Genomic DNA, 26,499 nt, shown 5'->3' with positions numbered 1-26,499 from the left:
ACCTGTCCGCGCACTGGTCGCAGGCTTTGCGCAAAGCCTTGCGCAAAGCACGCTGAGCGACGACGATTCGACCGATGGTCACGATGACCGAGGTCGCCCGGGCCGCCGACGTGTCGGTCAGCACGGTCTCCCACGTCGTCAACGGCACCCGCCTGGTCGCGCCGCAGACCCGCGAACGGGTGCTCCGCGCCATGCGCGTCCTCGGCTACCAGCACCACCCGATCGCGCGCTCGCTGTCGGCCGGCTCCAACCAGACCATCGGCCTCGCACTCACGGCGGCGTCCAACCCGTACTGGGTCGAACTCATCCAGGGCATCGACGGCGAGGCCACCCGCGCCGGGCTCAACCTGATCATCGTCGACACCCGCGACGACGCCCGGCGCGAGTCGGTCGCCGTCGCGAACCTGCTCGCCCACCACATCGAGGGCCTCGTCATCGCGCCCGCCGACGGCTGGCGCGACCTCACACTGCCCTTGCTGCGCGACCGTCCGATCCCGTACGTCGTGGTCGACCGCATCGATCCCGAGCTCCGCGTCGACCAGGTGGGCGTGGAGAACGAGGCCTCCACCGCAGCCGTCGTCGACCACCTGATCTCAGTCGGCCACCATCGCATAGGCCTGGTCGCCGGCATCCCCGGCCTCTCCACCAGCGCCGAACGCCTCCGCGGCTACCACCTGGCCCACCAGCGCGCCGACCTCCCGGTCGACCCCGCGCTGATCATCGACGGCTCCTCCACCAGCGAAGGAGGCCGCAAAGCCACCTTCGCCCTGCTCGACCTCCCCGATCCCCCGACCGCGGTCTTCGCCGCCAACAACAACATGACCATCGGCACCCTCGCGGCCCTCAAGGCCGCCGGCATCAAGGTCCCCCGAGATCTGGCGGTAGCAGCCTTCGACGACTTCGCCTGGGCCGACCTCTTCAGCCCAGGCCTCACCACCGTCGCCCAGCCCTCCACCGCCATCGGCGCCCGAGCCGTCCAACTCCTCCTCCGCCGCATGCACGATCCCGCCGCACCGCCACAAACCGTCCGGCTCCCCGCCGAGATCATGCACCGCCAGTCCTGCGGCTGCACGCCGAAGAACTAGCCCGTCACGCTGGGGTGGCCGGTCTCGGTGTGGCCGGTGAGGCGGCGGCGGTAGGTGGGGTCTTCGACGACGGTGAGCTCGACGTCGTACCAGCCCTTGTCGGTTGGCCAGGGCAACGTTCTCGACTGCTTGCCGCGCAAGGGCTGGGTGAGGTTGTGGCGGCCGTAGCCCTTCGACTTCAGCTTGACCGTGAGCGGCTTGCTGCTGTGGTTCTCGAGCTCCAGGCGTACGTCGCCGTGCTTGATCTCCAGGCGGACATCGAGCCCGGCCGCGACGCCCTCGGTGGTGCCGGCGAGCTCGACCCAGAAGCGGTTCGGGCCCTGGACGGCCAGCTCGAACGGCCCGTCGACCTCGATCGGCAACGCCTTCACCGTGCGGACATCCAGGTGCTCGGGCGCCGCAAGCTCACCGGCGTACGGGTAGACGGCGAAGTGCGCGGCGACGTCGCCCTCGTTCTCCAACCGCAGCTTGAGTACGCCGTTGACGACTGCACCAGAGACCGACGGTTGGTACGGCAGCGCACGCGCCGGCCGACGACCGGGCTCCTGCAACGGCAGCGCCTGGTCCACCGGCGGCGTCGGCTTCCATCGCGCGATCGGCGCCGGCACCACGCCCGGCTTGTCGACCGATGGTTGCCGATAGCCCCGATCGAAGTCGAACGCCGACGTCAGGTCGCCGCACGCCGTCCGGCGCCAGCTGCTGATGTTCGGCTCGCGGACCCCGGTCCACGTCTCCAGGAAGCGGATCACCGACGTGTGGTCGAACACCTGCGAGTTCACGTGCCCGCCGATCGTCCACGGCGACACCACCGTCATCGGCACCCGCGGGCCGAGCCCGATCGGCTTGCCGTTGAACCAGTCGTCGTCGTTGCCGGACGCCGGCCGCGGCGCCACCGGCGGCGGCACGTGGTCGAAGTACCCGTCGTTCTCGTCGAAGTTGATCAGCAGCACGGTCTTCGACCAGACCTCGGGGTCCTCCGCGATCGCGTCGAGCACGTCGTACACGAGGTTCGCGCTGCCGACCGGCGTCGACGAGCCCGGGTGCTCGGAGTCGACCGCCGACGGCACCAGCCAGCTCACCTGCGGCAGCGTCCCGGCCTTGAGGTCGGCCCGCAGCCGCGGCACCAGCGACTCCGGCTCGGACCGGAACATCGCCTTGCGGAACAGCGTCTGCTCCTTCTTCGACAGCTTCTTCACCGCCGCGTCGAGCTGCTGCAGCGCCGTCGCCCGCTCCTCCGGCGTCTTGGCGAAGAGCTTGTCGTAGAACTCCTCGGTCGTCCGGTACCCATCCGGCACGTTCGCGAGGATCCGGCGGCCGATCTCCTTGAACGTCGTGAAGTACTCGACCGCGTTGTCGGTGAAGTTGTCCCACTCCTGGTAGATCTGCCAGGAGACGCCGGCCTTCTCCAGGCGTTCCGGGTACGCCGTCCAGTCGTAGCCCGCGTGCGCGTAGTCGTACGCCGCGTTGGTGACCGCGCGGTTCGCCGTACCGGGCTCGTAGCCCGTCGTGCCGGACCACAGGTAGTTCCGGTTCGGGTTGGTCGAGCCGTTGACCGAGCAGTGGTAGGCGTCGCAGATCGTGAAGGTCTCGGCCAGCTCGTACTGCAGCGGGATGTCGCGGCGCTCGTAGTGGGTCATCGTGGCCGACGTCTTGGCGGCGACCCAGTCGTCGTTCCAGCCGTTGCCCCAGGCCTGGGTCGCGTCGGTGAACCCGTGCGCGAGCGCGCCGAGGTACTGGATGTCGCCCGGATCGCGCCCCTCGGCGGCGGCGGCCTCACGCACCGAGAACGGCAGCACCTCACCACCACCGGCGACCGGCTGGTGGAACACCGACTTGCCGTTCCGCAGCCGCAACGGCCGGCGGTCGCCGTACCCGCGGACGCCGCGCAGCGTGCCGTAGTAGTGGTCGAACGAACGGTTCTCCTGCATCAGCACGATCACGTGCTCGACGGCCTTCAGGCCACCCTTGCGCAACGGTTGCGCCATCGCGCTGTGCAACGACGGCGGCAGCAGCGACAGCGCCGCGCCACCGGCCGCGGATCCGAGCACGAGACGGCGGGAGATCTCAGTCATACCTGCAGATTAGAGCCGGATTTTCGGCCTGGGTGAACGCTTCGCGTCCCCTCCGTGAAGATCACCCGTCCGGTTGCCGCACCCCCAGGCGGACGGGCCCGGGGGCACCACGAAGCGTTGACGGTGGGCGCCTAGCACGGGCCACCGTCAACGCTCGTGGCGGCTTTGTCAGCCGATCTTGACGGCGGTGGCCTGTCCGGCGACCGTGATCTGGCCCCCGCCGAAGGCGCTGCGGTCCTCGTTGTAGCCGAAGCCGTAGATGTTGAGCGTGGTCGGGCCGGTGACCGTGACCGTAGCGGTGCTCGAACCGGTCAGCTCGACGAAGCCGGCCTTGGAGACCGGGCTGCCCATGATCGTGCCGGCGTCCTTGTCACCGTCGTACCGGACGACGAGGCTCGGGTACGTCTCGGTGGTCGGCGTCTCGTAGCCGGTCGACCCGAGGTCCTTGCGGTCGAACTTCGCCTGGGTGTTGACCAGGTAGATGCCGGCGCCCGGCAGCTTCAGCTCGCCGACGACGGTCTTGTTGGTGGCGAACGAGCCGCCGATCTTCTCGATCGCCTTCGCCGCGAACGTCGCGCTGGTGCCCTTGCCGTTGCCGAGCTGGTTCTTCAGGTTCGCGTCGAGGCCGATCTCGTGAACCGAGCCGTTGTAGACGGTCGTGAACCACTGGACCATGCCCGGGCCGAGGTTGTCGCCGTACACGCTGCCCTTGCCGAGGTTCCAGTTGGTGACGGCACCCTTGGTGTTCGGGATCGATCCCCCCGCGTCACGCGCCCCAGGAGCCGACGGCTGCGGCGCCGACTGCGCCGCGTCCGCCGACGACATGACGAGAACGCCCCCGCCTCCGGCCAACGCCAGCGCCGCAATTCCCGCTACTGCCTTCTTCGTGATCCGCACAGTGGTTCCCCTCCAGAGTTCGACGGCATCGTTGCCATCAACCCTCTCGATGCGAGTAGCACCGGAGAAGTTGCGTGAATCATCCGTACGGCGCGTCGCAGGGCGATCGGCCGGGCCCGGTACGGCGACCAGCCCGCCGCACCGGCCGTGTGGGTCAGCTCGCCCGGCGCCTGGCCAGTACGGCGTCGCGGAGGCCTTCGAGCACCTGCTCCGTCGTGTCCCAGCCCAGGCAGGCGTCCGTGATGGACTGGCCGTACGTCAGCTCGTGGCCCGGCTCCAGGTTCTGGCGGCCCTCGACCAGGAACGACTCCAGCATCACGCCGACGACCGCCTTGTTGCCGGCGGCGATCTGCTCACCGATCTCGGCGGCGACCTGCGGCTGGCGGCGGTGGTCCTTGCGGGAGTTCCCGTGGCTCGCGTCGATCACCACGCGCTCAGGCAGACCGGCGTTGCGCAGCAACTCCTGCGCGCCGGCGACGGACTCGGCGTCGTAGTTCGGCCCACCGTCCGAACCACGCAGCACCAGGTGGCAGTCCGGGTTCCCCCGCGTGTGCAGGATCGCCGGCGTACCGTCGTGCGCGATACCGGTGAAAACATGCGGTACGGCGGCTGCCTTGATCGCGTCGACCGCGGTCGCGATGCTTCCGTCGGGGCGGTTCTTCATGCCGATCGGCATCGACAGGCCGGACGACAGCTGCCGGTGCACCTGCGACTCGACGGTCCGCGCGCCGATCGCGCCCCAGCCGACGGTGTCCGCGATGTACTGCGGCGTGATCGGGTCGAGGAACTCGCACCCGACCGGCAGCCCCTGCGCGAGCACCTCGAGCAGCAGCTTGCGCGCGATCCGGAGCCCGGAGTTCACGTCGCCGGAACCGTCGAGGCCCGGGTCGTTGATCAGGCCCTTCCAGCCCAGCGTGGAGCGCGGCTTCTCGAAGTACACGCGCATCACCACGAGCAGGCCGTCGGACAGCCGCTCGGCGACCGGGCGCAGGCGTTCGGCGTACTCGAGCGCCGCGTCGGCGTCGTGCACCGAGCACGGCCCGACGACGACCAGCAGGCGGTCGTCGACGCCGTTCAGCACGTCGGCCACGGCGTCACGCCCGGCGACGACGGTCTTGGCGAGGTCGTCGGTCAGCGGCAGCTCGTCGTGCAGCGCCTGCGGCGTGACGAGCGGGACCGTCTTCTCGATCCGGCGATCGACGACCGGGGACGGACCTGCCTGCAGCGGCTGGGTGTTCATCACGGGGAGACCTTTCCGCCGGCGACCGAACCCGAAGCCAGCGCCGGCTGACATGAGAAAAGGCAAGGACGGATGTCCTTGCCTCGAGCCGGCTCTGGGTGTTGCGTCGGGGCGTCAGCGATTGGCTGAGTCGCCCGGCACCAGGGCCGGCCACTCAAAAAACTGCCAATAGCAACGCTTCACATGACAGAGCGTAGCACTTGCCGTTTGCGGTCCGTCGAGACGTCCGTACGCCGGAACGCCGCTCGCGAATCCCGTGGCGCGGGTGAGGCGAGGCGTGGTTGTCTCCTGGAGTGCCCATCAGACTCGCCGCACCTGGCGAACTTCCGCTCCTGCAAGCGCTCGAGACCGCGGGCGGTGAACTGTTCCGCGCGATCGGCATGACCGACATCGCCGACCACGCGCCGCCGCCGCTGCACGTCCTCCGCACCTACCAGCGAGCCGGCCGCGCCTGGGTGGCCGCCGGGACCGCGGACCAGCCGATCGGCTACATCCTCGTGAAGGTCGTCGACGGCGCCGCCCACATCGAGCAGGTCACCGTCCACCCCGACCACCAGCGCCAAGGCCTCGGCCGCGCCCTGATCGACACCGCCGACCGCTGGGCGTCGGAGAACTCCCTCCCGGCGCTGACGTTGAGCACCTTCCGCGAGGTCGCCTGGAACGCGCCGTACTACGCGAGCCTGGGCTTCCGGATGCTGCCCGAGGACGAACTGACGCCGGGTTTGCTGAGGCTCCGCGCGGAGGAGAGCGAGATCGGCCTGGACCCGGCCGCCCGGGTCTTCATGCGCCGCCCGACCCGCTGACCCACGGACGCCGTACCGACTGAGACGAATGCGGCCAGCGGGTGAGACCCAGCTGTCCCATCAGTAACCGGGGTGGGAGGTGGGTCGTTGAGGGTCGCAACAACATGTCGAGGCATCTAAGGGGTCGAAGTACGGTGGCGAGTCCGCTCGGGGGTCTGGTTCGGCACGGCGGGTACCGGCGCGGAGCGGGCTGGTGATGCCGCGGACGTTCGAGCTCGTTCGGCACCGTGACCTCAGCGGTGTCTCGGGGACCGGTGTGGTCGCCGAGGGGTGTGTGTTCACGGACGGTTCGGTGGCATTGCGGTGGCGAGGCAACAATCCCGCGACGGCGGTCTGGCCCGACCTCGACTCGGTACTCGCCGTCCACGGCCACCACGGCGCGACGGAGGTCCACTGGCTGGAGGGCTGGACGGAGCCCTCTCCGCCGCTGGAGCCACCGCAGCTCGACACCAGGCCCCCACTGGGGAAACGCGGCGCCAGACCTCTCCAGGACTTCCACAACCCGCCTCCGCCCGCTTACCCGTCGGCCGTCGACGAGGTCGACGGCAGTACGCCGACGGAGGGCATGGCCTCATCGCCGCTCGACGGGCCAACCATCCTGCCCCGGCTTGCGGGGCTCGACTACCCGGCTCCCCTCGACGACGGCACCGCCTCCGGCGACGGGTCCGCGCCGGGCGAGTTCGACGGGACCGATGCTGACGATCAGGCCGCGCTGGACGAGCTGTTCGGCGTACAGCACTCGGTGCGGCCTCCGGGTGGCCCAACGGATCCGCTGTCGGGCGGGCACGTGCGCGGCTGGGCCGGCGCGCGGCATCTGCGATGAGGGCGACACCACGCGAGGCGCGACGAAAAGCTGCCGAGTCAGGTAGAACAGGCTCGTGATCCAGATCTACCTGGTGCGGCACGGGGCACCGGACTACGAACCGGTGGAGGGCCGCGGCTGGCCCGGCATGGCCGCCGACTCGGCGCCGCTGAGCACCGAGGGCGTCAAGCAGGCCGAGGCAGTCGCCGACCTGCTCAGCGGCATCGGTGCGACGTACCTGATCAGCTCGCCGTTCACCCGCGCCCTGCAGAGCGCGTCGATCATCGGGCACCGGCTCGCGCTCGGTGTGAAGGTCGACTACGAACTGCGCGACTGGCTGCCGAACAGCACCGGGACGTGGCGCGGCGTCGCCGACGTACGGGCTGCTCAGGCGGAGCTCGACGAGTACGGCGGCGAGTGGCCCGACGGCATCCCGCGCCCGTGGGAGCCGCTGTCCGCCGTCCGCGAACGAGCCCGCGCCGCCCTCGCCCGCCACACCGCGAGCACCGACGGCCCGGTCCTCGCGATCACCCACGCGATGGTCATCCGGGCCCTCACCGGCACCAAGGACATCGCCCACGGCGTCCACGAGTGCTACCGCTACGACCCGACCGACAACACGTGAGTGCAGAGGTCGGGCTCGGGCGGACTCTGGTGGTGATCGCTGCAGGGGGCGTGGTCGGGTCGTTGGCTCGGTACGGGCTGGCTGAGGTTTGGCCTCATCAGCTGGGTGCGTTTCCGTGGGCGACCTTCGTGACCAACGTCGTCGGGTGTTTTCTCATCGGCGTACTGCTGGCTCGGATCACCCCGCAAACACATCCGTTGCTCCGGCCCTTCATCGGGACCGGCGTACTGGGTGGGTTCACGACGTTCTCGACGTTTGCCGTGGACACCGATCGGTTGTTGCCTGATCACGCGGTGGTTGCCCTGGTCTACTTCTTCGGGACGCTGGCCGCCGCGATGGTCGCGGTCTGGGCCGGAGATCGGGTGGCCCGATGAATCTCCTGCTCGTCGCCGTCGGCGCGGCGGTCGGAGCACCGCTCAGGTTTCTCACCGACCGGTACGTCGTCGCGCGGATCCTGCACGGCGCGAGGCCGTTCCCGTGGGGGACGCTGACGGTCAACGTGCTCGGCAGCTTCGTCCTCGGCCTGCTGACCGGCGTCACGGACCACACGACCACGCTGCTGGTCGGCGTCGGCTTCTGCGGCGCGTTCACGACGTACAGCACGTTCTCCGCCGAAACCCTGCAACTCGCCCGCAGCGGCAACCGCGCCGGCGCGGTCCTCAACGCCGTACTCAACCTCGGACTGGGCCTCGCCGCCGCAATCCTCGGCGCGACGATCACCTAGCCCGGGCGGACCGCTTTGACGAGCGCGTTCACCGCATCCGACAGCGAGTTCACCCAACCCGTCGGCTTGCCGACCGCCTGCCAACCAGGCCCACCGATCACCACCGCGTACGACGGCCGCGTGCGGACCAGCGTCCCCAGGGCGGCCAGGTCGGCCGTCTCCGGCGCGCTCGACCACACGAACACCGCGGCCGGCCTGATCCGGCTGACCGCCGTCGACAGCGACGCCACCGGAGTCGCGGCGCCCAGCGTCCGGACCTTCACCCCTCGCTCGGCCAGCGCGGCCGCGAGGGCGAGCAGGGGAAGCGCGTGGTCCTCGCGCTCGAGGCACGCCAGTACGACGGGACGCTCCTCGTCGTCGGGCCGGTTCCGCTCGACCGCGCGGCGCGTGTGGTACCTCAGGCCGCCCGCGACCGCGTCCGACGCCAGGTGCTCGACCTCGACGCAGGCGCCGGTCCGCTCCCACTGGTCGCCGACCTCGACGAGCAGCGGCATCAGCCGGCTCGTCCAGGCCTCGACAGCGCCCGACCGGTCGAGGCTGCGGGCAACTTCGTGGGTGAGCCGCTCGCCGTCCATCGCGTTCGCCAGCGAGAACAGGTCCGCCGGCGGCTTCGACGGCTCGCGCCGGGCCCTCGCGGGCGGCTGGAAAGTTGCCGCGGCAGCCTTCTCCGGGCCGGTGGCAACCGACGTGGCGGATGTCACAGCCGGTGACGACACCGGGTAGCTACGGTCACGAACCTCCGCCGCGGCTTCGGCCGTCGGCACCCCCTGGTCGACCAGCCGCAACATCGCCCTCAACCGGGCCAGGTCCTCCGCGTCGTACCGGCGGTGACCGCCTGTACTGCGGGCGCTCGGGCTCAATCCGTACCGGCGTTCCCAACTCCGCAGCGTTGGTGCGGCGATGCCCAGACGACGTGCGGCGGCCCCGACGGTGAGGGTCTCGGAGGCGGGTCGCACGGCGTTCATCATGCCTGTTTCAACTCCCGATTCGGGGGAAATGCGGCCGAATTCGCCAAGGGCCGATAACGAATCGACCGAAGTTCGAGACGACAAGGGTTGAACTACGCATGAGTTGAGCATAGTTTTCACCGAGCGCCCGTCCGCGCTCACGGTGAGTCAAGGAGGTTGCCATGTCGAGAGGGATGCCTCGCCTACCCCGCCCGCTCATGGATCTGTGGGACTGGCAGTCGCAAGCCGCTTGCCGCGACGTCAACCCGGAGCTGTTCTTCTCCCCCGAATCGGAGCGTGGCGTCCGCAAACGCGCGCGCGAGATGGTGGCGAAGTCACTCTGCGGTACCTGCCCGGTCCAGCCCGAGTGCCGTCAGCACGCACTCTCCGTCGGAGAGCCGTACGGCGTCTGGGGCGGGACCACGGAATCCGAGCGGGACAACAACGTCGTCCTCGCCGAGCACAGGAAGTCCGCCTGACGGCCGCCGGGTGACGATCCACCCCGACCCTTCCGGCGCCGGCCTGCTCCGGCCCCGGACCCAACCCCGGTAGCTCTTCGTCCGGAGGTTGAACACCCACCCAGCACCGAGCTCCTCGGGCGTACACCCGTGCGCCCGAGGACCGGTGGGTTGGTACGCGGGATTCCCAGCATTTGAAGGGCTCCGAGCCCTACCTGACCTGGCCGACCCCGCCCGCCAACCTCACCCTCGCTGGTGCTGACGTGGCGGCCACCCGCGCACGGTGACCAGGCAGCGCAGCCGGCAGCACGACGAGCACCAACTACCAGCCGACTCGCTCACCTGCTGGTCGTAGCCGCACGCACACCGCTGCTAGCCGACTTGCTGAGCTACTGCCGGCGGCGATGCGGCCGAGAAGGTCGCCATGGGCTGAGGCCGCTGCGGCCGGAAACAGCTGAAGTAGTAGCCGGCCTGAACCAGCACCCCCGCCCGGCTCGCGCACCGTTCGGCTCGCGTACCCGGCTCGGCTCGCGCACCGCACCGCTCGGCTCGCGCACGCGGCGCGGCGCGGCTCGTCCACAGGTCAGCTCGGCACCTTGCCGGCTCGTGCACCGCTCGGCTCGTGCATCGCTCGGCTCGTGCACCGCTCACCTCGCGCACCCGGCTCGGCTCGTGCACCGTTCGGCTCGCGTACCCGGCTCGGCTCGTGCACCGTTCGGCTCGCGTACCCGGCTCGGCTCGTCCACAGGTCAGCTCGGCACCTTGCCGGCTCGTGCACCGCTCGGCTCGCGTTCCCCGCTCGGCTCGTCCACAGGTCAGCTCGGCACCTTGCCGGCTCGTGCACCGCTCGGCTCGTGCACCGCTCGGCTCGTGCACCGCTCGGCCGTGCACCGCTCACCTCGCGCACCCACCGGGCTCTCCCCTTCGCACTTCGCTTTCGGCCGGAGCGGCCTCAAGGGGCGCGGCGTTGTCGGCCGCATGGGCGCGGCCTCAGGGGGCGCGGGGTTGGAGGCCTGTGGACGTGCTGACTTTGGCGCCGCGCGGCCTGCGGGGCGTACCGACGTCTGCTTACTGTTTGCCGTCGTCGGATTCGGTGGGGGCTTCTTTGCCGGTGTCCTCGGCCTTGGATGGCTTGTCCTTGGGGGCCTTCGGGGGCTTCTCCTTGGACTGCTTGTCCTTGGCGGGCTTGTCCTCGGCCGGCGGGTCCTGGGGAGGCGGCGCCGAGCCGCCCATGCGGGGGTCTCGGAAGCGCTCCAGCGTCGCGAGGAAGTCCGGGTCGTCGTCGGGCGCTACCGGGCGGCCGGCGGCGGGAGCCCGGCGGACCGGGCGTTCAGGGCGGCCGGCGTTTCGCGACATCAGTAGCCAGACGATCGGGCCCGCGAAGGGCACGAAGACGATCAGGACGAGCCACACCAGCTTGGGCAGGTAGGGAACGTCCTCGGTACGCGTCTGGATGCAGGAGAACAGCGCGTAGACGGTCAGGGCCAGACTGATCAGGAACGGCAGATATCGCACGCCTCCACAGTACGGCGCCTTTTCCAGCACGCGACCCCGACGGCGCGGCCGATCTCCTTTCGGCTCGCCAACGAACCGCCGGCCCGAGCCACGATCAGCCCGCGATCGTCTCCAGTTCCTTCTCCTCGGCGCGCTGCGCGGCAGACCGCCGTACGCCGTACGCGACGACCGCCGCCCACAGCGCCACCAGCACGCCGTACACGGCGAACCGCGGCCCGGTCGAAATCTCGAGCCCCTTCATCAGCGTCCGCGCGTTGGTGAGGATCAGCACCAACCCAACGCCAACCCCCAGCCACTGCGTCGCGAGCCGCGACACCAGCCACGCGGCGAGCGGCGCAGCGACAACCCCACCGATCAGCAGCGCGGCGACGATCTCGTACGGGATGTTCTCGTTCCCCAGCCCGAACAGGAAGCCCAGGCTCGCCGCCACCGACACGATGAACTCGGCGGCGTTGACCGACCCGACCGTCTTCCGCGGCGCCAGCTTCCCGCTCCCGAGCAGCGCCGACGTGGCGACCGGCCCCCACCCACCACCACCGGTCGCGTCCACAAACCCAGCAACCAGCCCAAGCGGACCAAGGAACCGCCCACCAACGCGCCCCTGGATCACCGCCCGAACCTTCCCGGTCGCGAAGCGCGCCAGGATGTAGACCCCGAGCAGAATCAGCAACGCCGCAACCCACAACGACGCGGACTCGGTCGACAGGTTCGACAAGAACGTCGCCCCGGCGAAAGCACCAACCCCACCCGGTACGCCGATCAGCGCGACCACGCGCCAGTCGACGTTGCCGAACCGCCAGTGCGACAGCCCGGACGCCAATGTCGTCCCGACCTCGCTCAGGTGGACGGAGGCCGAGGCGACGGCCGGGGTGATGCCGGTGATCAGCAGGGCGGTGGTGGCGGTGACGCCGTACGCCATACCGAGCGTGCCGTCGACCAGTTGGGCCACGGATCCGAGCAGGGCAATGAGGATGAGACGACGCACAGGACTGCTCCCTTGGGGCGGAACGGAGACGGCGGCTGAAGAGGTGCGTCGAAGATCAACAGCCGGCGGAGTTCACCCGGAGCAGGTCGACGTGCCGGCGACGCGTGAGAGCGTCTCCGGGCGCGTTCGCGACGATGACCTGCATGCTTCAAGGAAAGCAGACAAAGTCACCCAAGATGCCAGGGTTTCAGATGGCGAGACGCCCGATCATTTCCTCCCCTGGGTCAACCCTCGCGCCCGGAGTACCGAGTTCTCCAGCGGCCGGAACACGGCCAGCTCGATCCCCACACCGACCACGAAGATCAGCAGGATTCCCGCGAACACCATCGAGATGTCCGACAGCGACATCGCGTTGTGCAGGTACTGTCCGAGCCCCTCGCCCAGGTCAGGCGAGGTCGCGATCAGCTCCGCGGCCATCAGCGACCGCCACGAGAACGCCCAGCCCTGCTTGAGCCCGCCGAGGAATCCGGGCAGCGCGGCGGGCAGCAGGATGTACCGGATCCCGCCCCACCGCCCCGCGCCGAGCGCCTTGCCGACGCGCGGCAGGATCGGCGGCACCTGGTCCAGACCGGACACCAGCCCGTTCGCGATCGACGGTACGGCGCCGAGCAGGACGACCCAGTAGATCGCCCGGTCGTTGAGCCCGAACCAGAGGATCGCCGCCGGCACCCAGGCCACAGACGGGAGGCTCTGCAGCCCGGAGACGAGCGGCCCGATGCCGCGCCGGACGACGGTGAGGTTCGCGATCGCCAGACCCAGCGGTACGGCGATCAGCAGCGAGATCCCGAACCCGATCACGGCCCGGTGCACCGACGTCCAGAACAGCTCGAGGATGTCGCCGGACGTGACCAGCTGCCAGATCTGCGCACCGACGTCGGCCGGCGCCGGCAGCTTGAACTCCGGCCAGAACGCCGCGGCCCAGAGCAGTTGCCAGACGAGCACGAACAGGGCGATCGCACCGACCGGCGGTAGGACCCGTACGACGATCCGCCGCAGCAACGTCTCCCGGTGCAGGTCGACCGGGGTGTCGAGCGCGTCGAGCCCCGCCTCGACCGAGCCGGCGTCGACCGGCCGGACGCGGGTGGCCTCAGGCGGCATGGCTGCTGATCACCTTGCGGAGCGCGGCGTTGACCTCGTCCACGGCACCGGTCTCGTCACCATCGGCGAGCCCGTCGACGTTCCACTCCTGGACGACGCGGCCCGGCCGCGACGACAGCAGGACGACGCGCTGGCCGAGCCGCACCGCCTCGCGGACGTCGTGCGTGACGAACAGGATCGCCGTACCGGTGGCGCGCCAGATCCGCAGCAGCTCACCCTGCAGTACGTCGCGAGTGATCGCGTCGAGCGCGGAGAACGGCTCGTCCATCAGCAGCAACGACGGCTTGCCCGCACCCGTACCGGTGTGGTCGGTCGTCGAGGCCAGCGCCCGGGCGAGCGCGACCCGCTGCCGCATCCCACCGGACAGGTCGTGCGGCCGCTTGTCGCCGACCCCGCCGAGGCGGACCAGCTCGAGCAGCTCCGCCGCGGTGGCGCGCCGGGCCGCCTTGCCGACGCCGGCCATCCGCAGCGGCAGCTCGATGTTGCCCGCGGCGGTCAGCCACGGCATCAGCGCGGCTTCCTGGAAGACGACCGCCGGCCGGGACGAGTTCAGCTCGATCCGGCCGCTGGTCGGCTGGTCGAGACCGGCCACCAGGTTGAGCAGCGTCGTCTTGCCGCAGCCGGACGCGCCGAGCAGGCAGACGAACTCCCCCGGCGCGACCGCGAGGTCGACCTGGTCGAGCGCGACCACGGCCTTGCTGCCCTGGCCGAAGGTCTTGCCGACCTGATGGAAGCGGACCGGAGTCGCCACCGGCGCCACCTGCCTGGTCTCGATCGTTGCGGTCATCGTGTTCCCCCTGGAAACCCTTGCCGGAAACCCTTGGTGCCCTGAAAACCCTTGGAAACGGTTACTTCGTGTCCAGGCCGGCGGCGTCGACGGTCGGCTGCCCGGCCTTGGTCAGCACCTCGTTCAGCGGCCCGAAGTCGGCGAAGCCCGAGACGTTCGGCGCCTCCTTCGCGATCGCCGCGGTGACCTGGTCCTTGGCCAGCTGCGGGAACTGCGACGCGACCGGGTCGGCGGTGATCTTGATGTTGGCGAAGGCCCGGTCGATGACGGCCGGCTTCAGCGCCTTGCCGGTGAGCTCGAGCAGCTGGGCGTTGACGACCTTCTTCGCGGCGGCCTCGTCCTTGGTGCTGAAGTCGATCGCGGAGACCAGACCGGTCAGCAGCGCCTTGACCGTCTGCGGGTGCTCCTGCAGGAACTGGGTGCGGACGATCAGCACGGTGGTCGGGAACTTGCCGTCGGGCCACAGCGAGGCCTCGTCGAGCAGCACCTTCGCGCCGGCGTCGAGGACCAGCCGCGACGACCAGGGCTCGGGCAGCCAGGCCGCGTCGACGTCACCCTTCTTGAACGCGTCGAGCGTCTGCGCGTTCTCCAGGTTGGTGACCTTGACCTTGCCGGTCAGGCCCTTCTCCGACAGCCACTTCTTCAGCGACACGTCCTGGGTGTTGCCCAGCTGCGGGGTGACGACGGTCTTGCCGACCAGGTCCTCGGGCTTGGTGATGGTCGGCTTGACCACCAGCTGCGCGCCGCCGGACGTCGTACCGGCGATCAGCCGGACGGCCTCGCCGTTGGACTTGGCGTAGGCGTTGATCGCCGGGCCGGAGCCGATGAAGGACGCGTCGAGCGAGCCGCCGAGCAGCGCGCCGACGGCCTCCGGGCCGGCGTTGAACTTGGTCGGCACCAGCTTGGTGCTGCCGAGCTCCTTGGTGAACAGCTTCTGGTCGAGTCCGACCAGCGCCGCGGCGTGGGTGACGTTCGGGAAGTAGCCGAGCCGCAGCTCCGCGGCCAGGCCCTTGTCGGTGGCAGCGACCGGCTGCTCGTTGCTGTCGGCGCGGGAGCAGCCGACGGCGACGGCCATCAGCGCGACAGCGGCGGCCAGCAAGCGGGTACGGCGGAAGTTGTTCCTCACAGTGGTGACCTTCAGGTGCGGGCGACCGGGGCGGATCGCGATCTGTCTTCGGACGACCTAACACGGGGACACCGGGCGGCCTGCGTTGGCGACCATGAAAGCAAAGAAAACCTATCGATTTGGCTTTCTTTCAGCATGTGAGACGTCGAACTCAGCATGTGGCCGGACCTATCACCGCGGCGCTCGGCTCCGAAGACCTTCCGCACAGCACTCAAAGTTGTTCAGAACTTATGCACGCGGAAGGCTTTCCTCATGAGCGGTCATCGTGAATCGGTGGCCGTGGTCGGGTCCGGCGTCGCCGGGTTGACCGCGGCGTACCTGCTGAGCCGGACGTGTCGGGTCACCGTCTTCGAGACGGACGTCCGGCCCGGCGGGCACGCGCACACCCACGACGTCACGGACTCGGCCGGCAGCACCCACCGGGTCGACAGCGGCTTCATCGTGCACAACGAGCAGACCTACCCGTACCTGCTCAGGCTCTTCGCCGAGCTCGGCATCCGCACGCGTCCGACCGAGATGAGCATGAGCGTCCACTGCGACGGCTGCGGTCTGGAGTACGCCGGAGGCCGCGGCACCGCGTCCATCCTGAGCCAGCCGCGCCGCCTCGCCGATCCGCGGTTCCTCCGGATGCTCACCGAGATCCCCCGCTTCCACCGCGAGGCCCGCGCCGTCCTGGACAGCGGCGACGACACCCTCACCTGGGCCGGCTTCCTGCAGGAGCGCGGCTTCTCGAAGTACTTCCAACGGCACTTCGCCGTCCCGCTGGTCGCCTGCGTCTGGTCGTCGGGCACCGCCGACGCCGGCCTCTACCCGGCCCGCTACCTGTTCCGCTTCCTCGACCACCACGGCATGCTGACCGTCGGCGGCTCGCCGACCTGGCGCACGGTCGAGGGCGGCTCCGGCGCGTACGTCGACCAGGTGGTCGCCGCGATCGGCGACGTCCGGACGGCGACTCCCGTCCGTTCGGTGCTGCGGCACGACGACGGCGTCGAGATCGTCACCGACGACGCGACCCACGCCTTCGACCGCGTCGTACTGGCGACGCACGCCGACACGACGCTCGACCTGCTCGGCGACGCAACGCCGCAGGAGAAGACGCTGCTCGGCGCGTTCCGCTACTCGGTCAACCCGACCTGGCTGCACACCGACACGTCGGTCCTTCCCGCCGTACGGCGTGCGCGGTCGTCCTGGAACTACCGGATGCGCGACTGCCACACCGACCAGCCGCAGGTCCTGGTCAGCTACTGGATGAACCGCCTGCAGGGTCTGGACTCCGCGGACGAGCACCTGGTCACGCTCAACCCCGACGGCTGGGTCGACCCGGCCAAGGTCACCAGCCGGATGACGTACGCGCACCCGGTCTTCACGCCCGAGTCGGTCGCCGCGGCCGAGCAGCTCAAGTCCGCGGGCGGGCCGCGGCTCGCCTTCGCGGGCGCGCACCTGGGCTGGGGGTTCCACGAGGACGGCTGCCGCTCAGGTGTCGAGGCCGCCGCGCGGATGGGAGTCGAGTGGTAGACCTTCCGACGCTGCCCGCGATCGTGCCCGGGCACGTCAGCCACTCACGCCGGGTGCCGCGCAGGCACCGGTTCCGCTACCGCACGTACCAGTGGCTGGTCGACGTCACCGACCTCCCCCGCCGCGGCTGGCTCGGCTCGTTCCGCGCCGCCGACCACCTCGGCAGCCCGGAGCAATCCCTTCGCGACAACGTCGCCCACTTCACCGCCGCCCAGGGCATCCCGCTCGCTCCGGACGACCGCGTCGTAATGCTGTCCAACGCCCGCACCTTCGGCTACGTCTTCGATCCGCTCACCGTCTTCTGGTGCCTCACCGCCGCCGGCGACGTGCGCTGCGTCGTGCTCGAGATCCACAACACGTACGGCGAACGCCACGCCCAGCTCGCCCGCGGCACCCGCTTCAGCCTGGACAAGCAGTTCTACGTCTCCCCCTTCTTCACCGTCGAAGGCCGGTACGACGTGACGCTGCGCCTCGAACCCGGCCAGGTCTCGGTCGCGATCGACCTGCACCAGCACGACCGCCGCGTCTTCTCCGCGGCCTTCACCGGCACGCCGAAGCCTGCTCGGCGACGCGCTGTTCTCGCGACGGTCTTACGGAACCCTTTCGTCACCCACCAGATCGCCGCGCTGATCCGAATCCACGGGGTGTGGCTGTGGCTCCGCCGGTTACCGGTGGTCCAGCGCCGCCCGCACACCCCACCGGAAGGAGTCGCACGATGACCAACTCGAACGCGCTGCGCGGTGCCACGACGCCGAAGCCCGTCGATCGCGGGCGCTGGCCCGACATCGCCCAGTCCCCCCGCAGTTCACTCCGTGCGGCGGCCGCCCGGCAGGTCCTGCGCGGTGCCGTGCGCGACCTGGAGGTCGAGGTTGTCCTGCCCGACGGCCGGCGGCTCGGCCGCGGCGGACCGGTCATGGAGATCGTCGACGACAGCTTCTTCCACCGGATCGGCGCCGACCTCAAGATCGGCTTCGGCGAGGCCTACATGGCCGGCGACTGGCGAGCCGCCCCCGGCACGGACCTGGCCGAGCTGCTCACCGTCTTCGCCCGTCGCCTCACGACGCTCGTCCCGCCGACGCTGCAGCGCTTCCGCAAGGTGATCGAGCAGCGGATGCCGGCCGCCGAACGCAATGACCGCACGGGCGCCCGCTCCAACATCGCCCGCCACTACGACCTGTCCAACGACCTGTTCGCGACGTTCCTCGACCCGACCATGTCCTACTCGTCCGCGCTCTTCGACGGCACCGACGACCTCGAGCAGGCCCAGGTCCGCAAGATCGACCACGTGCTCGACCTCGCCGGCGTACGCGACGGCTCGAAGGTGCTGGAGATCGGCACCGGCTGGGGCCAGCTCGCGATCCGGGCCGCGGGCCGCGGCGCGACCGTCACATCGATCACCCTGTCCACCGAGCAGCGCGACCTCGCCCGCAAGCGGATCGCCGAGGCGGGCGTGGACGCGACCGTCGAGCTGTGCGACTACCGCGACGTCGACGGCCGGTACGACGCGGTCGTGAGCGTCGAGATGATCGAAGCGGTCGGCGAGCGCTACTGGCCGACGTACTTCGAGACCGTCGACCGTGTGCTCGTCCCCGGCGGCCGGTTCGGGCTGCAGGCGATCACGATGCCCGACGACCGGCTGCGCGCGACCCGGCACGCGCAGGGCTGGATCCACAAGTACATCTTCCCGGGCGGCCTGATCCCTTCCCTGGAAGCGATCGACCGCGCGGCAGGCGGTCTCACCGTGGTCGACCAGCACCGGTTCGGCGCCGACTACGCCAGGACGCTGCGCCTGTGGCGCGACCGCTTCACCGAGCAGGCCGTGGAGGTCGACGCGCTCGGTTTCGACGAGACCTTCCGCCGGATGTGGGAGTTCTACCTCGCGTACTCCGAAGCCGGTTTCCGTTCCGGCTATCTCGACGTCGTCCAGCTCGCCCTCACCCGAAGGACCTGACATGGATCTCACCCGCCGCAAGATCTGGATCGTCGGCGCCTCCTCCGGCATCGGCGCCGCACTCGCGCACGAGTTGCACCAGCGCGGCGCGCACGTGGCGATCTCCGCTCGGCGCGAGGACAAGCTCAAGGAGGTCGCCGGCAACCAGCTGGCCATCAGCACCGTCGACGTCACCGACCAGGACTCGGTACGCCGTGCCGCCCACGACGTGACGCAACAACTCGGCGGGCTCGACATCGTCGTGTTCAGCGCCGGCTACTGGGCCCAGATGGACGACTTCGACGCCGCCTCCTTCCAGAAGCACCTCGACGTCAACCTGACCGGCCTGGCCAACACCCTCGACACCGTCATCCCGCGCCTCCAGGGCGGCGGCATGATCGTCGGCATCGCGTCGGTCGCCGGCTACCGCGGCCTGCCCGGCGCCGAGGCGTACGGCGCGACCAAGGCCGCCCAGATCAACCTGCTCGAAGCGCTGCGCGCCAAGCTCCGCCCGAACGGTATCGACGTCCTCACGGTCTGCCCGGGCTTCGTCGAGACCGAGATGACCGAGACCAACTCGTTCCCGATGCCGTTCATCATCAAGGCCGACCAGGCGGCCCGCGCGATCGCCGACGGCATCGAGCGCCAGTCCGCCCGGATCGTCTTCCCCTGGCAGATGTCCCTGCTGATGCGCTTCGCCAAACTCGTCCCCGACCGACTGTGGGCGTTGGCTCTCACGCCTCGATCCTGATCTGTCCAGATGCGGTCACAGGTGTTGCCCCCAGCCGGTGCAGGTACGTACGGTCCTCCGGGATCGACCGCCTGACGTGAGGAGCTCTCCCCGTGGCCACACCAGCTTTCCCGGACGGCTGGACCCCCGGCGGACCCCTCGACGTGGCGAAGCTCACGGTCGAGTACGCCGACCGCCCGCTCGGCCTCGACGAGCCCCGCCCACGCCTCGCCTGGATCGCCACCGCCCCCGGGTACGGCGCCATCCAGTCGGCGTACCAGGTCCTCGTCGCCAGCAGCCCTGACCTCCTCACGCCGGAGCTGGCCGACGTCTGGGACTCCGGCAAGGTCACCGGTGACGCCATCCAGGTCGAGTACGACGGCCCGCAGCTCACCCCGCGCACCCGCTACCACTGGACCGTCCGACTGTGGGACGGCCTGGACCGCGAGAGCAGGTGGAGCCGCCCGAGCTGGTTCGAGACCGCGCTGCTCGACGAGGGCTGGCAGGACGCCCGCTGGATCGGCGCCTCCACCGAAGCCGCTCCCCTGCTCCGCCGCGCCTTCGACCTGCCCAGCCCGATCGCGAAGGCGCGCCTCTACGTCAGCGGTCTCGCGTACGCCGACCTGCACCTCAACGGCCAACGAGTCAGCGACGCCGTCCTCGACCCCGGCTTCACCGACTACGACCGCACGGTCCTCTACGTCACCCACGACGTCACCGAGCTCCTCCAGCCCGGCGCCAACGTCCTGGGCGCCGAGCTCGGCCGCGGCTTCTTCGGCATGAACACCCCGAACGTCTGGCGTTGGCACCAGACGCCCTGGACCGCTGATCCGCGCCTCGTTGCTCGCCTGGTCGTCGACCACGAGGACGGCACCACCACCGAGCTGCACTCCGACGCCAGCTGGCAGGTCACCAGCGGCCCGACGGTCTCGGACAGCCTGTTCGCCGGCGAGACGTACGACGCCCGCCTCGCCCAGCCCGGCTGGGACACGGCCGATTTCGACGCCTCCACCTGGTCCCCCGCGCTCGAGCTGGACGCCCCCAAGGGGCAGCTCCGCGCCCAGCACCACGAGCCGATCCGCGTCGTCGAGGAGGTCCACCCGACCGAGATCACCAGCCCGCACGCCGGAATCCAGGTCGTCGACTTCGGTCGCACCACCGCCGGCTGGGTCCAGCTCCGCGCCGAGGCACCGGCCGGCCGCACCATCAGCCTCCAGTACGGCGAAACGCTGGGCCCCGACGGCCAGGTGGTTGCCGACAGCCACCACGTCGAGGGTCGGTTCCAGCAGGACGAGTACATTGCTGCCGGCAACGGAGTCGAGACCTGGGCGCCGCGCTTCTCGTACAAGGGTTTCCGCTACGTCCAGGTCACCGGGGCCGACCGCGCCGACCTGATCCTGCAGGTCGTGCACTCCGACGTACGGCCGGCCGCGCGGTTCAGCTCGGACGTCGAGCTGTACGAGTGGTCCGAGCACGCGATGCGGCGGACGGTGCTGAACAACCTGCACGGCATCCCGACCGACACCCCGATGTTCGAGAAGAACGGCTGGACCGGCGACGCCCAGGTCGGCGCGCCGACGATGATGGCGCAGCTCGACCTGTCGCGGTTCTTCACCAAGTGGCTGGGCGACATCCGCGACAGCCAGGCCGCCGACGGGCAACTGCCGGTGATCGTGCCGACCGGCGACTGGGGTTTCACCGAGCTGTCCCCCGCGACCGAGTGGTCGACGGTCTACCCGTTCCTCCTGCGCGAGATGCACCGCTGGTACGGCGACACGCGCTTGCTCCGCGACCACTGGGACTCCGTCCTGCGGTACATCGACTGGGAGCTGGCCCGCGTCGAGGACGGGTTGTCGCTCAGCGTTCTCGGCGACTGGCTGCCGCCGGGCTACCCGTCCGGCCCCGCGCCGGAGGACCGGCGCCTGACCGCCACGGCGTACCTGCACCGCGCGGTGGTGGCGGTGATCGAGATCGGCGAACTGATCGACGCGACCGGCCCGCTGGAGCGGTTGCGCAAGGCAACGGTCGAGCTGGCCGACGGCCTGAACCGGGAGTTCCTCGACCGCGAGCAAGGGCTCTACCGGACCGCCAAGGATCCCGACTACCGGCAGACCTCGAACGCCGTTCCGCTCGCCTTCGGTCTGGTCCCCGACGAGCACGTCGACCAGGTCGTCGCCCACCTGGTCAGCGACATCGAGGCGCGCGACTTCCACCTGAACACCGGCTGCCTCGGCGTCGGCGTACTGCTGCCGGTTCTGACGCAGTACGGGCATGCGGACGTCGCCGCGAAGGTCGCGCAGCAGCGGACGTACCCGAGCTGGGGTTACTGGTACGACGAGGGCGCCGACACGATGTGGGAGCGCTGGGAGGCGGACAGCCGCTCGCGCAACCACTACTTCCAGGGCACGGTCGTGCAGTGGCTGCTGGAGAACGTGGCCGGCGTCCGCAACCTCGGCAACGGCTGGGAGCGGATCCTGATCCGTCCGGACGCCCGCGCGGAGACGGCTCAGGCGTCACTGCGGTCCGACACCGTGCGCGGCAAGGTGTCCGCGACCTGGCGGCAGGTCGGGCGCGTCCTGCACGTCGAGGTGCAGGTCCCGGTCGGCAGCACCGCCGAGGTGCACGTGCCGTCGGAGCAGGCGAGCGACGTCACCGCCGTGCCGGCTCCGTACGCCGGGGAGCCTGTCTGGGCGGACGGCTACGCGATCTACACCGTGCCGTCAGGGCACTGGTCGTTCACCAGCCGGACGGCATGACCTTCGTGTAGAGAAGGTCGCGACAGACGCGACCTTCAACCTGCGCACGCGACTCGAACTTGGTCAGTGGGCGCCACGAAGGGCGTGGCGCCCAACCGTTGTACTGGTTGACGAGCAGCGGCTCGGCCGCGCAGATGTCGAGCATCTCGTCGGCGTAGTCGGCCCAGTCCGTGGCCAGGTGCAACGTCCCGCCCGGCCGCAGCCGGGACGCGACGAGGCTGACGAACGGCGACTTCACCAGTCGCCGCTTGTTGTGCCGCTTCTTCTGCCACGGGTCCGGGAAGTAGATCCGTACGCCGTCCAGCGTGTCCGGCGCGACGTGGTCACGGAGGAAGTCCAGCGCGTCACCGTGCAGCAGGCGGACGTTGCCGAGCTCGTTCTTCTCGACGGCGAGCATCAGCTGCCCAAGCCCCGCCGGGTAGACCTCGGCGGCCAGGTGGTTGACGTCGGGCGCGGCCTGCGCGAGCTGCGCGGTCGCCTCGCCCATGCCCGACCCGATCTCCAGCACCACCGGCGCGGTCCGGCCGAACCAGGCGTCCAGGTCGAGGGTTCCGGCCGGCAGATCCTCCAGCTTGCGCCCGATCTCGGACCAGTGCGTGTCCCATACCCGCTGCTGCCCGACCGTCATCCGCACGCTGCGCCGGACGTGACTGAACACGCCCGGTTGCCGGATCTGATCCACCGTTTCCACCGGTACAACTTACAGGGCCCTACGCAGACCTCCTGTAGTCGAGCAGAAGGGGGTCACCCCGCAACCGCGCCAGCGCCCGGCTGGTCTGGCTCTTGATCGTGCCGACCGCGCACCCGACCTCCTCCGCGGTCTCGGCCTCGGTCAGGTCGACCAGGTACCGCAGTACGACGACCACCCGCATCCGTCCCGGCAGCCGTTCCAGCGCGGCGACCAGGACGGAGTCGCGCTCGATCCGGTCGAAGCCGTCGATCAGCACGGGCCGCGTCGGAAGGTCCTCGGTCGGGAACTCCAGCTTGCCCTTCTTCACCCGCCAGTAGGCGCGACAGGTGTTGACCAGCACCTGCCGCACGTACGCGTACGGGTCGTCGCCGCGGATGGTGTCCCAGGTCCGCCAACTCTTGGCCAAGGCCGTCTGCACCAGGTCCTCGGCCAGTCCGTGGTCCTGCGTCAACAGGTGCGCCGTACCCAGCAGCGCTCCGTACCGCTGTGTCACGAACTCCGTGAAACTGTCCGCACTCCCCACCCTGATCACCCCCAGAGGGATCAGAGTGGCGCAGGGTCCTTTCAGCGCTCTTTCATGGCCTTACGGCGATGAATTACTCACCCCAGAACAGGTGATCGACCACGTTGCGTGCACGTCTGGTCAACCGCAGGTAGTCGTCGGAGAAACGACTGGTCTGTCCCGGCGGGTAGCCACAGATCTGCGCCACGGCGGCCAGATCGCGCGGATCGCGCGGCAACGAGTCGCTCGGCCGAGCACGGGTCAGCATGATCGCGTTCCGGATCCGCGACGCCCGCTGCCAAGCGGCCCGCAGTACGTCGGCCTCCTGGCGCTCGAAGAGTCCCTCCTCGACCGCCACCCGCATCGCCGGAAGCGTCCGCGTCGTCCGCAGCCCTTCGACCCGGTGCGCCTCGCGCAGCTGCAGCAGCTGGACCGTCCACTCGATGTCGGCCAGACCGCCGCGCCCGAGCTTGGTGTGCGTGGCCGGATCGGCACCGCGCGGCAGCCGTTCGGCGTCGACGCGCGCCTTGATCCGCCGGATCTCCATCACGTCCCGCGCCGGTACGCCGTCCGCCGGGTAGCGCAGCGGGTCGATCAGGTCGCGGAACGCCTGGCACAGCTCGGGATCGCCGCAGAGCGGATCGGCCCGGAGCAACGCCTGCGCCTCCCAGACCGCCGACCAGCGCGCGTAGTACGACGCATACGACGCCAGCGTGCGCACCAGCGGTCCCTGCCGGCCTTCTGGCCGCAGGTCGGCGTCGATCGCGACCGCCGGATCCGCACCCGGCAGCGACAGCAGGCGGCGCAACTCGGTCGCGGCCTGGGTGGCGAAGTCGGTGGCCGCCTTTTCCGATGCCCCCGGCAACGGATCGTGGACGAACATCACGTCGGCGTCGCTGCCGTAGCCGAGTTCGTGCCCGCCGAACCGGCCCATCGCGACGATCGCCATCCGGGTCGGCTCCTCGCCGCCCTTGGCGACCGCCCGCCGGGCGACCTCCAGCGAACTCGTCAGCGTCGCGGCCGCGATCGTGGTCAGCGCCTCACCGACCTGCTCGACCTCGAGCAGGTGCGACAGGTCGGCCGCCGCGACGCGGAACAGCTCACGCCGCCGGACCGCGCGGATCGCCGCAACCGCGGCCTCGGGCTTCTCCTGCCGGCGCGCGGCAGCCGACATCTCGGTCAGCAGCGCTTCGGGCTTGCGCGGGACCAGCTCGCGTTCGTCCGCGAGCATCGCCGTCGCCTCGGGTGCGCGCTGCAGCAGGTCGACGGCGTACCGGCCGCTGGCCAGCAGGTGCGCGAGTCGTTCCGCGGATGCGCCCTCGTCGCGGAGCTGCCGCAGGTACCAAGGCGTCGAGCCGAGTGCCTCGGAGATCGTCCGGAAGGCGAGCAGACCGGCGTCCGGATCGGGCGACTCGGCGAACCAGCCGAGCATCGCGGGCAGCAGCGCGCGCTGGATCGACGACCGTCGGGACACGCCCTCCGACAACGCCTCGATGTGCCGCAGCGCGGACGCCGGGTCGGCGTACCCGAGTGCGGTGAGTCGTTGCTTCGCAGCCTCGGGGGTGAGCCGGACCTCTTCGCCGGGGATGCGCGCGACGGCCGCGAGCAGCGGGCGGTAGAAGAGCTTCTCGTGCAGGCGGCGGACCTCGAGCGCGTGCTTCTTCCACACCTTGGTCAGGTCGGTGATCGGGTTCTTCGTGAAGCCGAGCGAACGACCGAGCCGTCGCAGGTCGTCCTCGTGCTCGGGGACCGAGTGGGTCCGCCGCAGCCGGTACAGCTGGATCCGGTGCTCCATCGAGCGTAGGAACCGGTACGCATCAGCCAGTACGGCGCCGTCGGTGCGCCCGACGTACCCGGAGCTCGTCAGCTGCTCCAGCGCGATCAGCGTCGTCCCGCTGCGCACACTCTCGTCGCTCCGCCCGTGCACGAGCTGCAGCAGCTGTACGGCGAACTCGACGTCGCGCAGACCGCCCGGACCGAGCTTCAGCTGGCGGTCCACGTCGGCGGCCGGGATGTGGTCGACGACCCGGCGACGCATCGCCTGGACGTCGTCGACGAAACCCTCACGGTCCGCCGCGGACCAGACCAGGCCGGCCGTCTGGTCGGCGTACGCCCGACCGAGCTCGGCGTCCCCGGCGATCGGGCGGGCCTTCAGCAACGCCTGGAACTCCCAGGTCTTGGCCCAGCGCTGGTAGTAGGCCAGGTGGCTGTCGAGTGTGCGGACCAGCGGGCCGGACTTGCCTTCCGGGCGGAGCGCGGCGTCGACCGGCCAGAGCGTGCCCTCGGCCGTGTGCGCCGAGCAGATCCGCATCGCGGCGGCGGCCAGCTGGGTCGCGGTCTTCAGCGCCGGCTGCTCGTCCTCCCCCTCCAGCGGCTCGGCCACGAACAGGACGTCGACGTCGCTGACGTAGTTCAGCTCGCGGCCGCCACACTTGCCCATGGCAATGATCGCGAGCCGGCAGTCGGCCGCACCGGGGTGCTGGCTGAAGTAGTCGTTGCGGGCGATCCGGAGCGCGGTCTCCAGCGCGCCGCCCGCGAGGTCGGCCAGTACGGCGGCCGTCTCGTCGACCAGCAGGCCCTCGGCGAGGTCGCGGGCGGCCAGGCGGAGCAAGAGCCGGCGGTACTCGATGCGCAGGGCATCGACCGGGTTGTCGTCGTCGACGGCCAGCGCGAGCCGCGCGGCGACGTCGTCCGGGGTCGGGTTGCTGCCGGCCAGCGCCGGGTCGGCCAGGTCGTACCAGTGCCGCGGGTGCACGGTGAGATGGCGGCCGAGCGCCTCGCTCGCGCCGAGCACGAAGCACAGGCGACGGCGGAAGTCGTCGTCCATGTCGAGCGTGCGGGCGAAGGCGGACACGTCGTACTCGTGCTGGGCCAGGGCCTCGGCCAGGCCGAGCAGGTGCAGCAGCGCGAGATCGGGATCGGCGGACTCCGACAGCGAGCTGATCAGCTGCTCGGTCGCCATCGGGGTGCGCGCGTCCAGCTGATCGAGCTGCTGCAGCATCTTCGAGGCCCGTTGGGGGTCAGCGAACCCCCGCCGTACCAGCTGTCCCTCATTGGACACCTTCCGCGACTCCGCCACCCCCGCAGGCTACCGAGCGGCACCCGCTTCGCCCCACCCGCACCACGGGTTGGTGGACATCGCGGTGGGATTACGGAGTGATTGCGGCCAACACTCGGAGTGGCTGGCGAAAACTGTCTGTGACGGGCATGA

General features: G+C 70.2%; 25 protein-coding genes. 12 read left to right on the top strand and 13 right to left on the bottom strand.

Annotated elements, in window-relative coordinates; all coding sequences use genetic code 11:
• The first annotated feature begins 74 nt into the window (after nt 1-74).
• The gene (locus tag ACYVIO_RS20975; RefSeq protein WP_460652533.1) at nt 75-1,085 is read left to right on the top strand and encodes a LacI family DNA-binding transcriptional regulator; all 1,011 of its coding nucleotides are present in this window, start codon (nt 75-77) and stop codon (nt 1,083-1,085) included.
• Here ACYVIO_RS20975 and ACYVIO_RS20970 read toward each other — a convergent pair.
• From ACYVIO_RS20970 to ACYVIO_RS20960, 3 genes are all read right to left on the bottom strand, one after another.
• On the bottom strand, nt 1,082-3,157 hold the full coding sequence (locus ACYVIO_RS20970) for a phosphocholine-specific phospholipase C (protein ID WP_460652532.1): 2,076 nt from the start codon (nt 3,155-3,157) through the stop codon (nt 1,082-1,084). The two genes, ACYVIO_RS20975 and ACYVIO_RS20970, sit on opposite strands and share 4 nt — an antisense overlap.
• Before the next feature lie 168 nt (nt 3,158-3,325).
• Nucleotides 3,326-4,054 carry a hypothetical protein gene (locus ACYVIO_RS20965; RefSeq protein ID WP_460652531.1) on the bottom strand — a complete coding sequence of 243 codons (729 nt, stop codon included), beginning with the start codon at nt 4,052-4,054 and terminating at the stop codon, nt 3,326-3,328.
• A 154-nt stretch (nt 4,055-4,208) separates the two neighbouring features.
• Complete coding sequence (locus tag ACYVIO_RS20960) at nt 4,209-5,294, bottom strand: 3-deoxy-7-phosphoheptulonate synthase (protein ID WP_460652530.1); 1,086 nt, start codon at nt 5,292-5,294, stop codon at nt 4,209-4,211.
• Nucleotides 5,295-5,587: 293 nt separating this feature from the next.
• Between ACYVIO_RS20960 and ACYVIO_RS20955 the strand changes: the two genes are divergently transcribed.
• From ACYVIO_RS20955 to crcB (ACYVIO_RS20935), 5 genes are all read left to right on the top strand, one after another.
• Nucleotides 5,588-6,097, top strand: a complete 510-nt coding sequence (locus tag ACYVIO_RS20955) for a GNAT family N-acetyltransferase (RefSeq protein WP_460652529.1) — start codon at nt 5,588-5,590, stop codon at nt 6,095-6,097.
• Nucleotides 6,098-6,293: 196 nt separating this feature from the next.
• On the top strand, nt 6,294-6,920 hold the full coding sequence (locus ACYVIO_RS20950) for a hypothetical protein (RefSeq protein WP_460652528.1): 627 nt from the start codon (nt 6,294-6,296) through the stop codon (nt 6,918-6,920).
• 55 nt (nt 6,921-6,975) lie between these two features.
• Nucleotides 6,976-7,524 carry a histidine phosphatase family protein gene (locus tag ACYVIO_RS20945; RefSeq protein ID WP_460652527.1) on the top strand — a complete coding sequence of 183 codons (549 nt, stop codon included), beginning with the start codon at nt 6,976-6,978 and terminating at the stop codon, nt 7,522-7,524.
• The gene (gene crcB, locus ACYVIO_RS20940) at nt 7,521-7,898 is read left to right on the top strand and encodes a fluoride efflux transporter CrcB (RefSeq protein ID WP_460652526.1); all 378 of its coding nucleotides are present in this window, start codon (nt 7,521-7,523) and stop codon (nt 7,896-7,898) included. The genes ACYVIO_RS20945 and crcB (ACYVIO_RS20940) overlap by 4 nt, the downstream gene beginning before the upstream one ends.
• Nucleotides 7,895-8,248: a fluoride efflux transporter CrcB gene (gene crcB / locus ACYVIO_RS20935; protein WP_460652525.1), complete on the top strand. Its 354-nt coding sequence runs from the start codon at nt 7,895-7,897 to the stop codon at nt 8,246-8,248. The genes crcB (ACYVIO_RS20940) and crcB (ACYVIO_RS20935) overlap by 4 nt, the downstream gene beginning before the upstream one ends.
• On the opposite strand, the gene ACYVIO_RS20930 is transcribed toward crcB (ACYVIO_RS20935), so the two are convergent.
• The gene (locus ACYVIO_RS20930) at nt 8,245-9,204 is read right to left on the bottom strand and encodes a MerR family transcriptional regulator (protein ID WP_460652524.1); all 960 of its coding nucleotides are present in this window, start codon (nt 9,202-9,204) and stop codon (nt 8,245-8,247) included. The two genes, crcB (ACYVIO_RS20935) and ACYVIO_RS20930, sit on opposite strands and share 4 nt — an antisense overlap.
• Nucleotides 9,205-9,377: 173 nt before the next feature.
• On the opposite strand from ACYVIO_RS20930, the gene ACYVIO_RS20925 reads away from it, so the two are divergent.
• A complete protein-coding gene (locus ACYVIO_RS20925) occupies nt 9,378-9,674 on the top strand; it encodes a WhiB family transcriptional regulator (RefSeq protein WP_077017062.1) in 297 nt (98 codons plus the stop codon).
• 1,047 nt (nt 9,675-10,721) lie between these two features.
• Here the strand turns inward: ACYVIO_RS20925 and ACYVIO_RS20920 are convergent.
• From ACYVIO_RS20920 to ACYVIO_RS20895, 6 genes are all read right to left on the bottom strand, one after another.
• Nucleotides 10,722-11,168 (bottom strand): PLD nuclease N-terminal domain-containing protein, encoded by a 447-nt coding sequence (locus ACYVIO_RS20920; RefSeq protein WP_460652523.1) that lies wholly within the window; start codon nt 11,166-11,168, stop codon nt 10,722-10,724.
• Nucleotides 11,169-11,262: 94 nt separating this feature from the next.
• Complete coding sequence (locus ACYVIO_RS20915) at nt 11,263-12,153, bottom strand: sulfite exporter TauE/SafE family protein (RefSeq protein WP_460652522.1); 891 nt, start codon at nt 12,151-12,153, stop codon at nt 11,263-11,265.
• Between the two features lie 55 nt (nt 12,154-12,208).
• Nucleotides 12,209-12,298, bottom strand: coding sequence for a putative leader peptide (locus tag ACYVIO_RS20910; RefSeq protein ID WP_460652521.1), 90 nt, complete (start codon nt 12,296-12,298; stop codon nt 12,209-12,211).
• A 62-nt stretch (nt 12,299-12,360) separates the two neighbouring features.
• Nucleotides 12,361-13,251, bottom strand: coding sequence for an ABC transporter permease (locus ACYVIO_RS20905; RefSeq protein ID WP_460652520.1), 891 nt, complete (start codon nt 13,249-13,251; stop codon nt 12,361-12,363).
• Entirely contained in the window at nt 13,241-14,038 is a 798-nt protein-coding gene (locus ACYVIO_RS20900) for an ABC transporter ATP-binding protein (RefSeq protein WP_460652519.1), read from the bottom strand. The genes ACYVIO_RS20905 and ACYVIO_RS20900 overlap by 11 nt, the downstream gene beginning before the upstream one ends.
• 61 nt (nt 14,039-14,099) lie before the next feature.
• Entirely contained in the window at nt 14,100-15,164 is a 1,065-nt protein-coding gene (locus ACYVIO_RS20895) for an ABC transporter substrate-binding protein (RefSeq protein WP_460652518.1), read from the bottom strand.
• Between the two features lie 252 nt (nt 15,165-15,416).
• Here ACYVIO_RS20895 and ACYVIO_RS20890 point away from each other — a divergent pair, with 252 nt between their 5' ends.
• From ACYVIO_RS20890 to ACYVIO_RS20870, 5 genes are all read left to right on the top strand, one after another.
• The gene (locus tag ACYVIO_RS20890; protein ID WP_460652517.1) at nt 15,417-16,679 is read left to right on the top strand and encodes an NAD(P)/FAD-dependent oxidoreductase; all 1,263 of its coding nucleotides are present in this window, start codon (nt 15,417-15,419) and stop codon (nt 16,677-16,679) included.
• Nucleotides 16,673-17,398, top strand: coding sequence for a DUF1365 domain-containing protein (locus tag ACYVIO_RS20885; protein ID WP_460652516.1), 726 nt, complete (start codon nt 16,673-16,675; stop codon nt 17,396-17,398). Before ACYVIO_RS20890 ends, ACYVIO_RS20885 begins: the two co-directional genes overlap by 7 nt.
• Nucleotides 17,395-18,630 carry a class I SAM-dependent methyltransferase gene (locus tag ACYVIO_RS20880; protein ID WP_460652515.1) on the top strand — a complete coding sequence of 412 codons (1,236 nt, stop codon included), beginning with the start codon at nt 17,395-17,397 and terminating at the stop codon, nt 18,628-18,630. Before ACYVIO_RS20885 ends, ACYVIO_RS20880 begins: the two co-directional genes overlap by 4 nt.
• Before the next feature lies 1 nt (nt 18,631).
• A complete protein-coding gene (locus ACYVIO_RS20875) occupies nt 18,632-19,360 on the top strand; it encodes an SDR family NAD(P)-dependent oxidoreductase (RefSeq protein ID WP_460652514.1) in 729 nt (242 codons plus the stop codon).
• 92 nt (nt 19,361-19,452) lie between these two features.
• Nucleotides 19,453-22,095 carry a family 78 glycoside hydrolase catalytic domain gene (locus ACYVIO_RS20870; RefSeq protein ID WP_460652513.1) on the top strand — a complete coding sequence of 881 codons (2,643 nt, stop codon included), beginning with the start codon at nt 19,453-19,455 and terminating at the stop codon, nt 22,093-22,095.
• Here the strand turns inward: ACYVIO_RS20870 and trmB are convergent.
• The 3 genes from trmB to ACYVIO_RS20855 form a co-directional block, all read right to left on the bottom strand.
• Entirely contained in the window at nt 22,076-22,786 is a 711-nt protein-coding gene (gene trmB / locus ACYVIO_RS20865; protein ID WP_460652512.1) for a tRNA (guanosine(46)-N7)-methyltransferase TrmB, read from the bottom strand. The two genes, ACYVIO_RS20870 and trmB, sit on opposite strands and share 20 nt — an antisense overlap.
• Before the next feature lie 19 nt (nt 22,787-22,805).
• A complete protein-coding gene (locus tag ACYVIO_RS20860; RefSeq protein ID WP_460652511.1) occupies nt 22,806-23,309 on the bottom strand; it encodes a SigE family RNA polymerase sigma factor in 504 nt (167 codons plus the stop codon).
• 73 nt (nt 23,310-23,382) lie between these two features.
• Complete coding sequence (locus tag ACYVIO_RS20855) at nt 23,383-26,367, bottom strand: bifunctional [glutamine synthetase] adenylyltransferase/[glutamine synthetase]-adenylyl-L-tyrosine phosphorylase (protein WP_460652510.1); 2,985 nt, start codon at nt 26,365-26,367, stop codon at nt 23,383-23,385.
• Nucleotides 26,368-26,499 lie beyond the last annotated feature (132 nt).

Source organism: Kribbella endophytica, from assembly GCF_054781295.1.
This window is presented reverse-complemented; position numbering and strand designations above follow the sequence as displayed.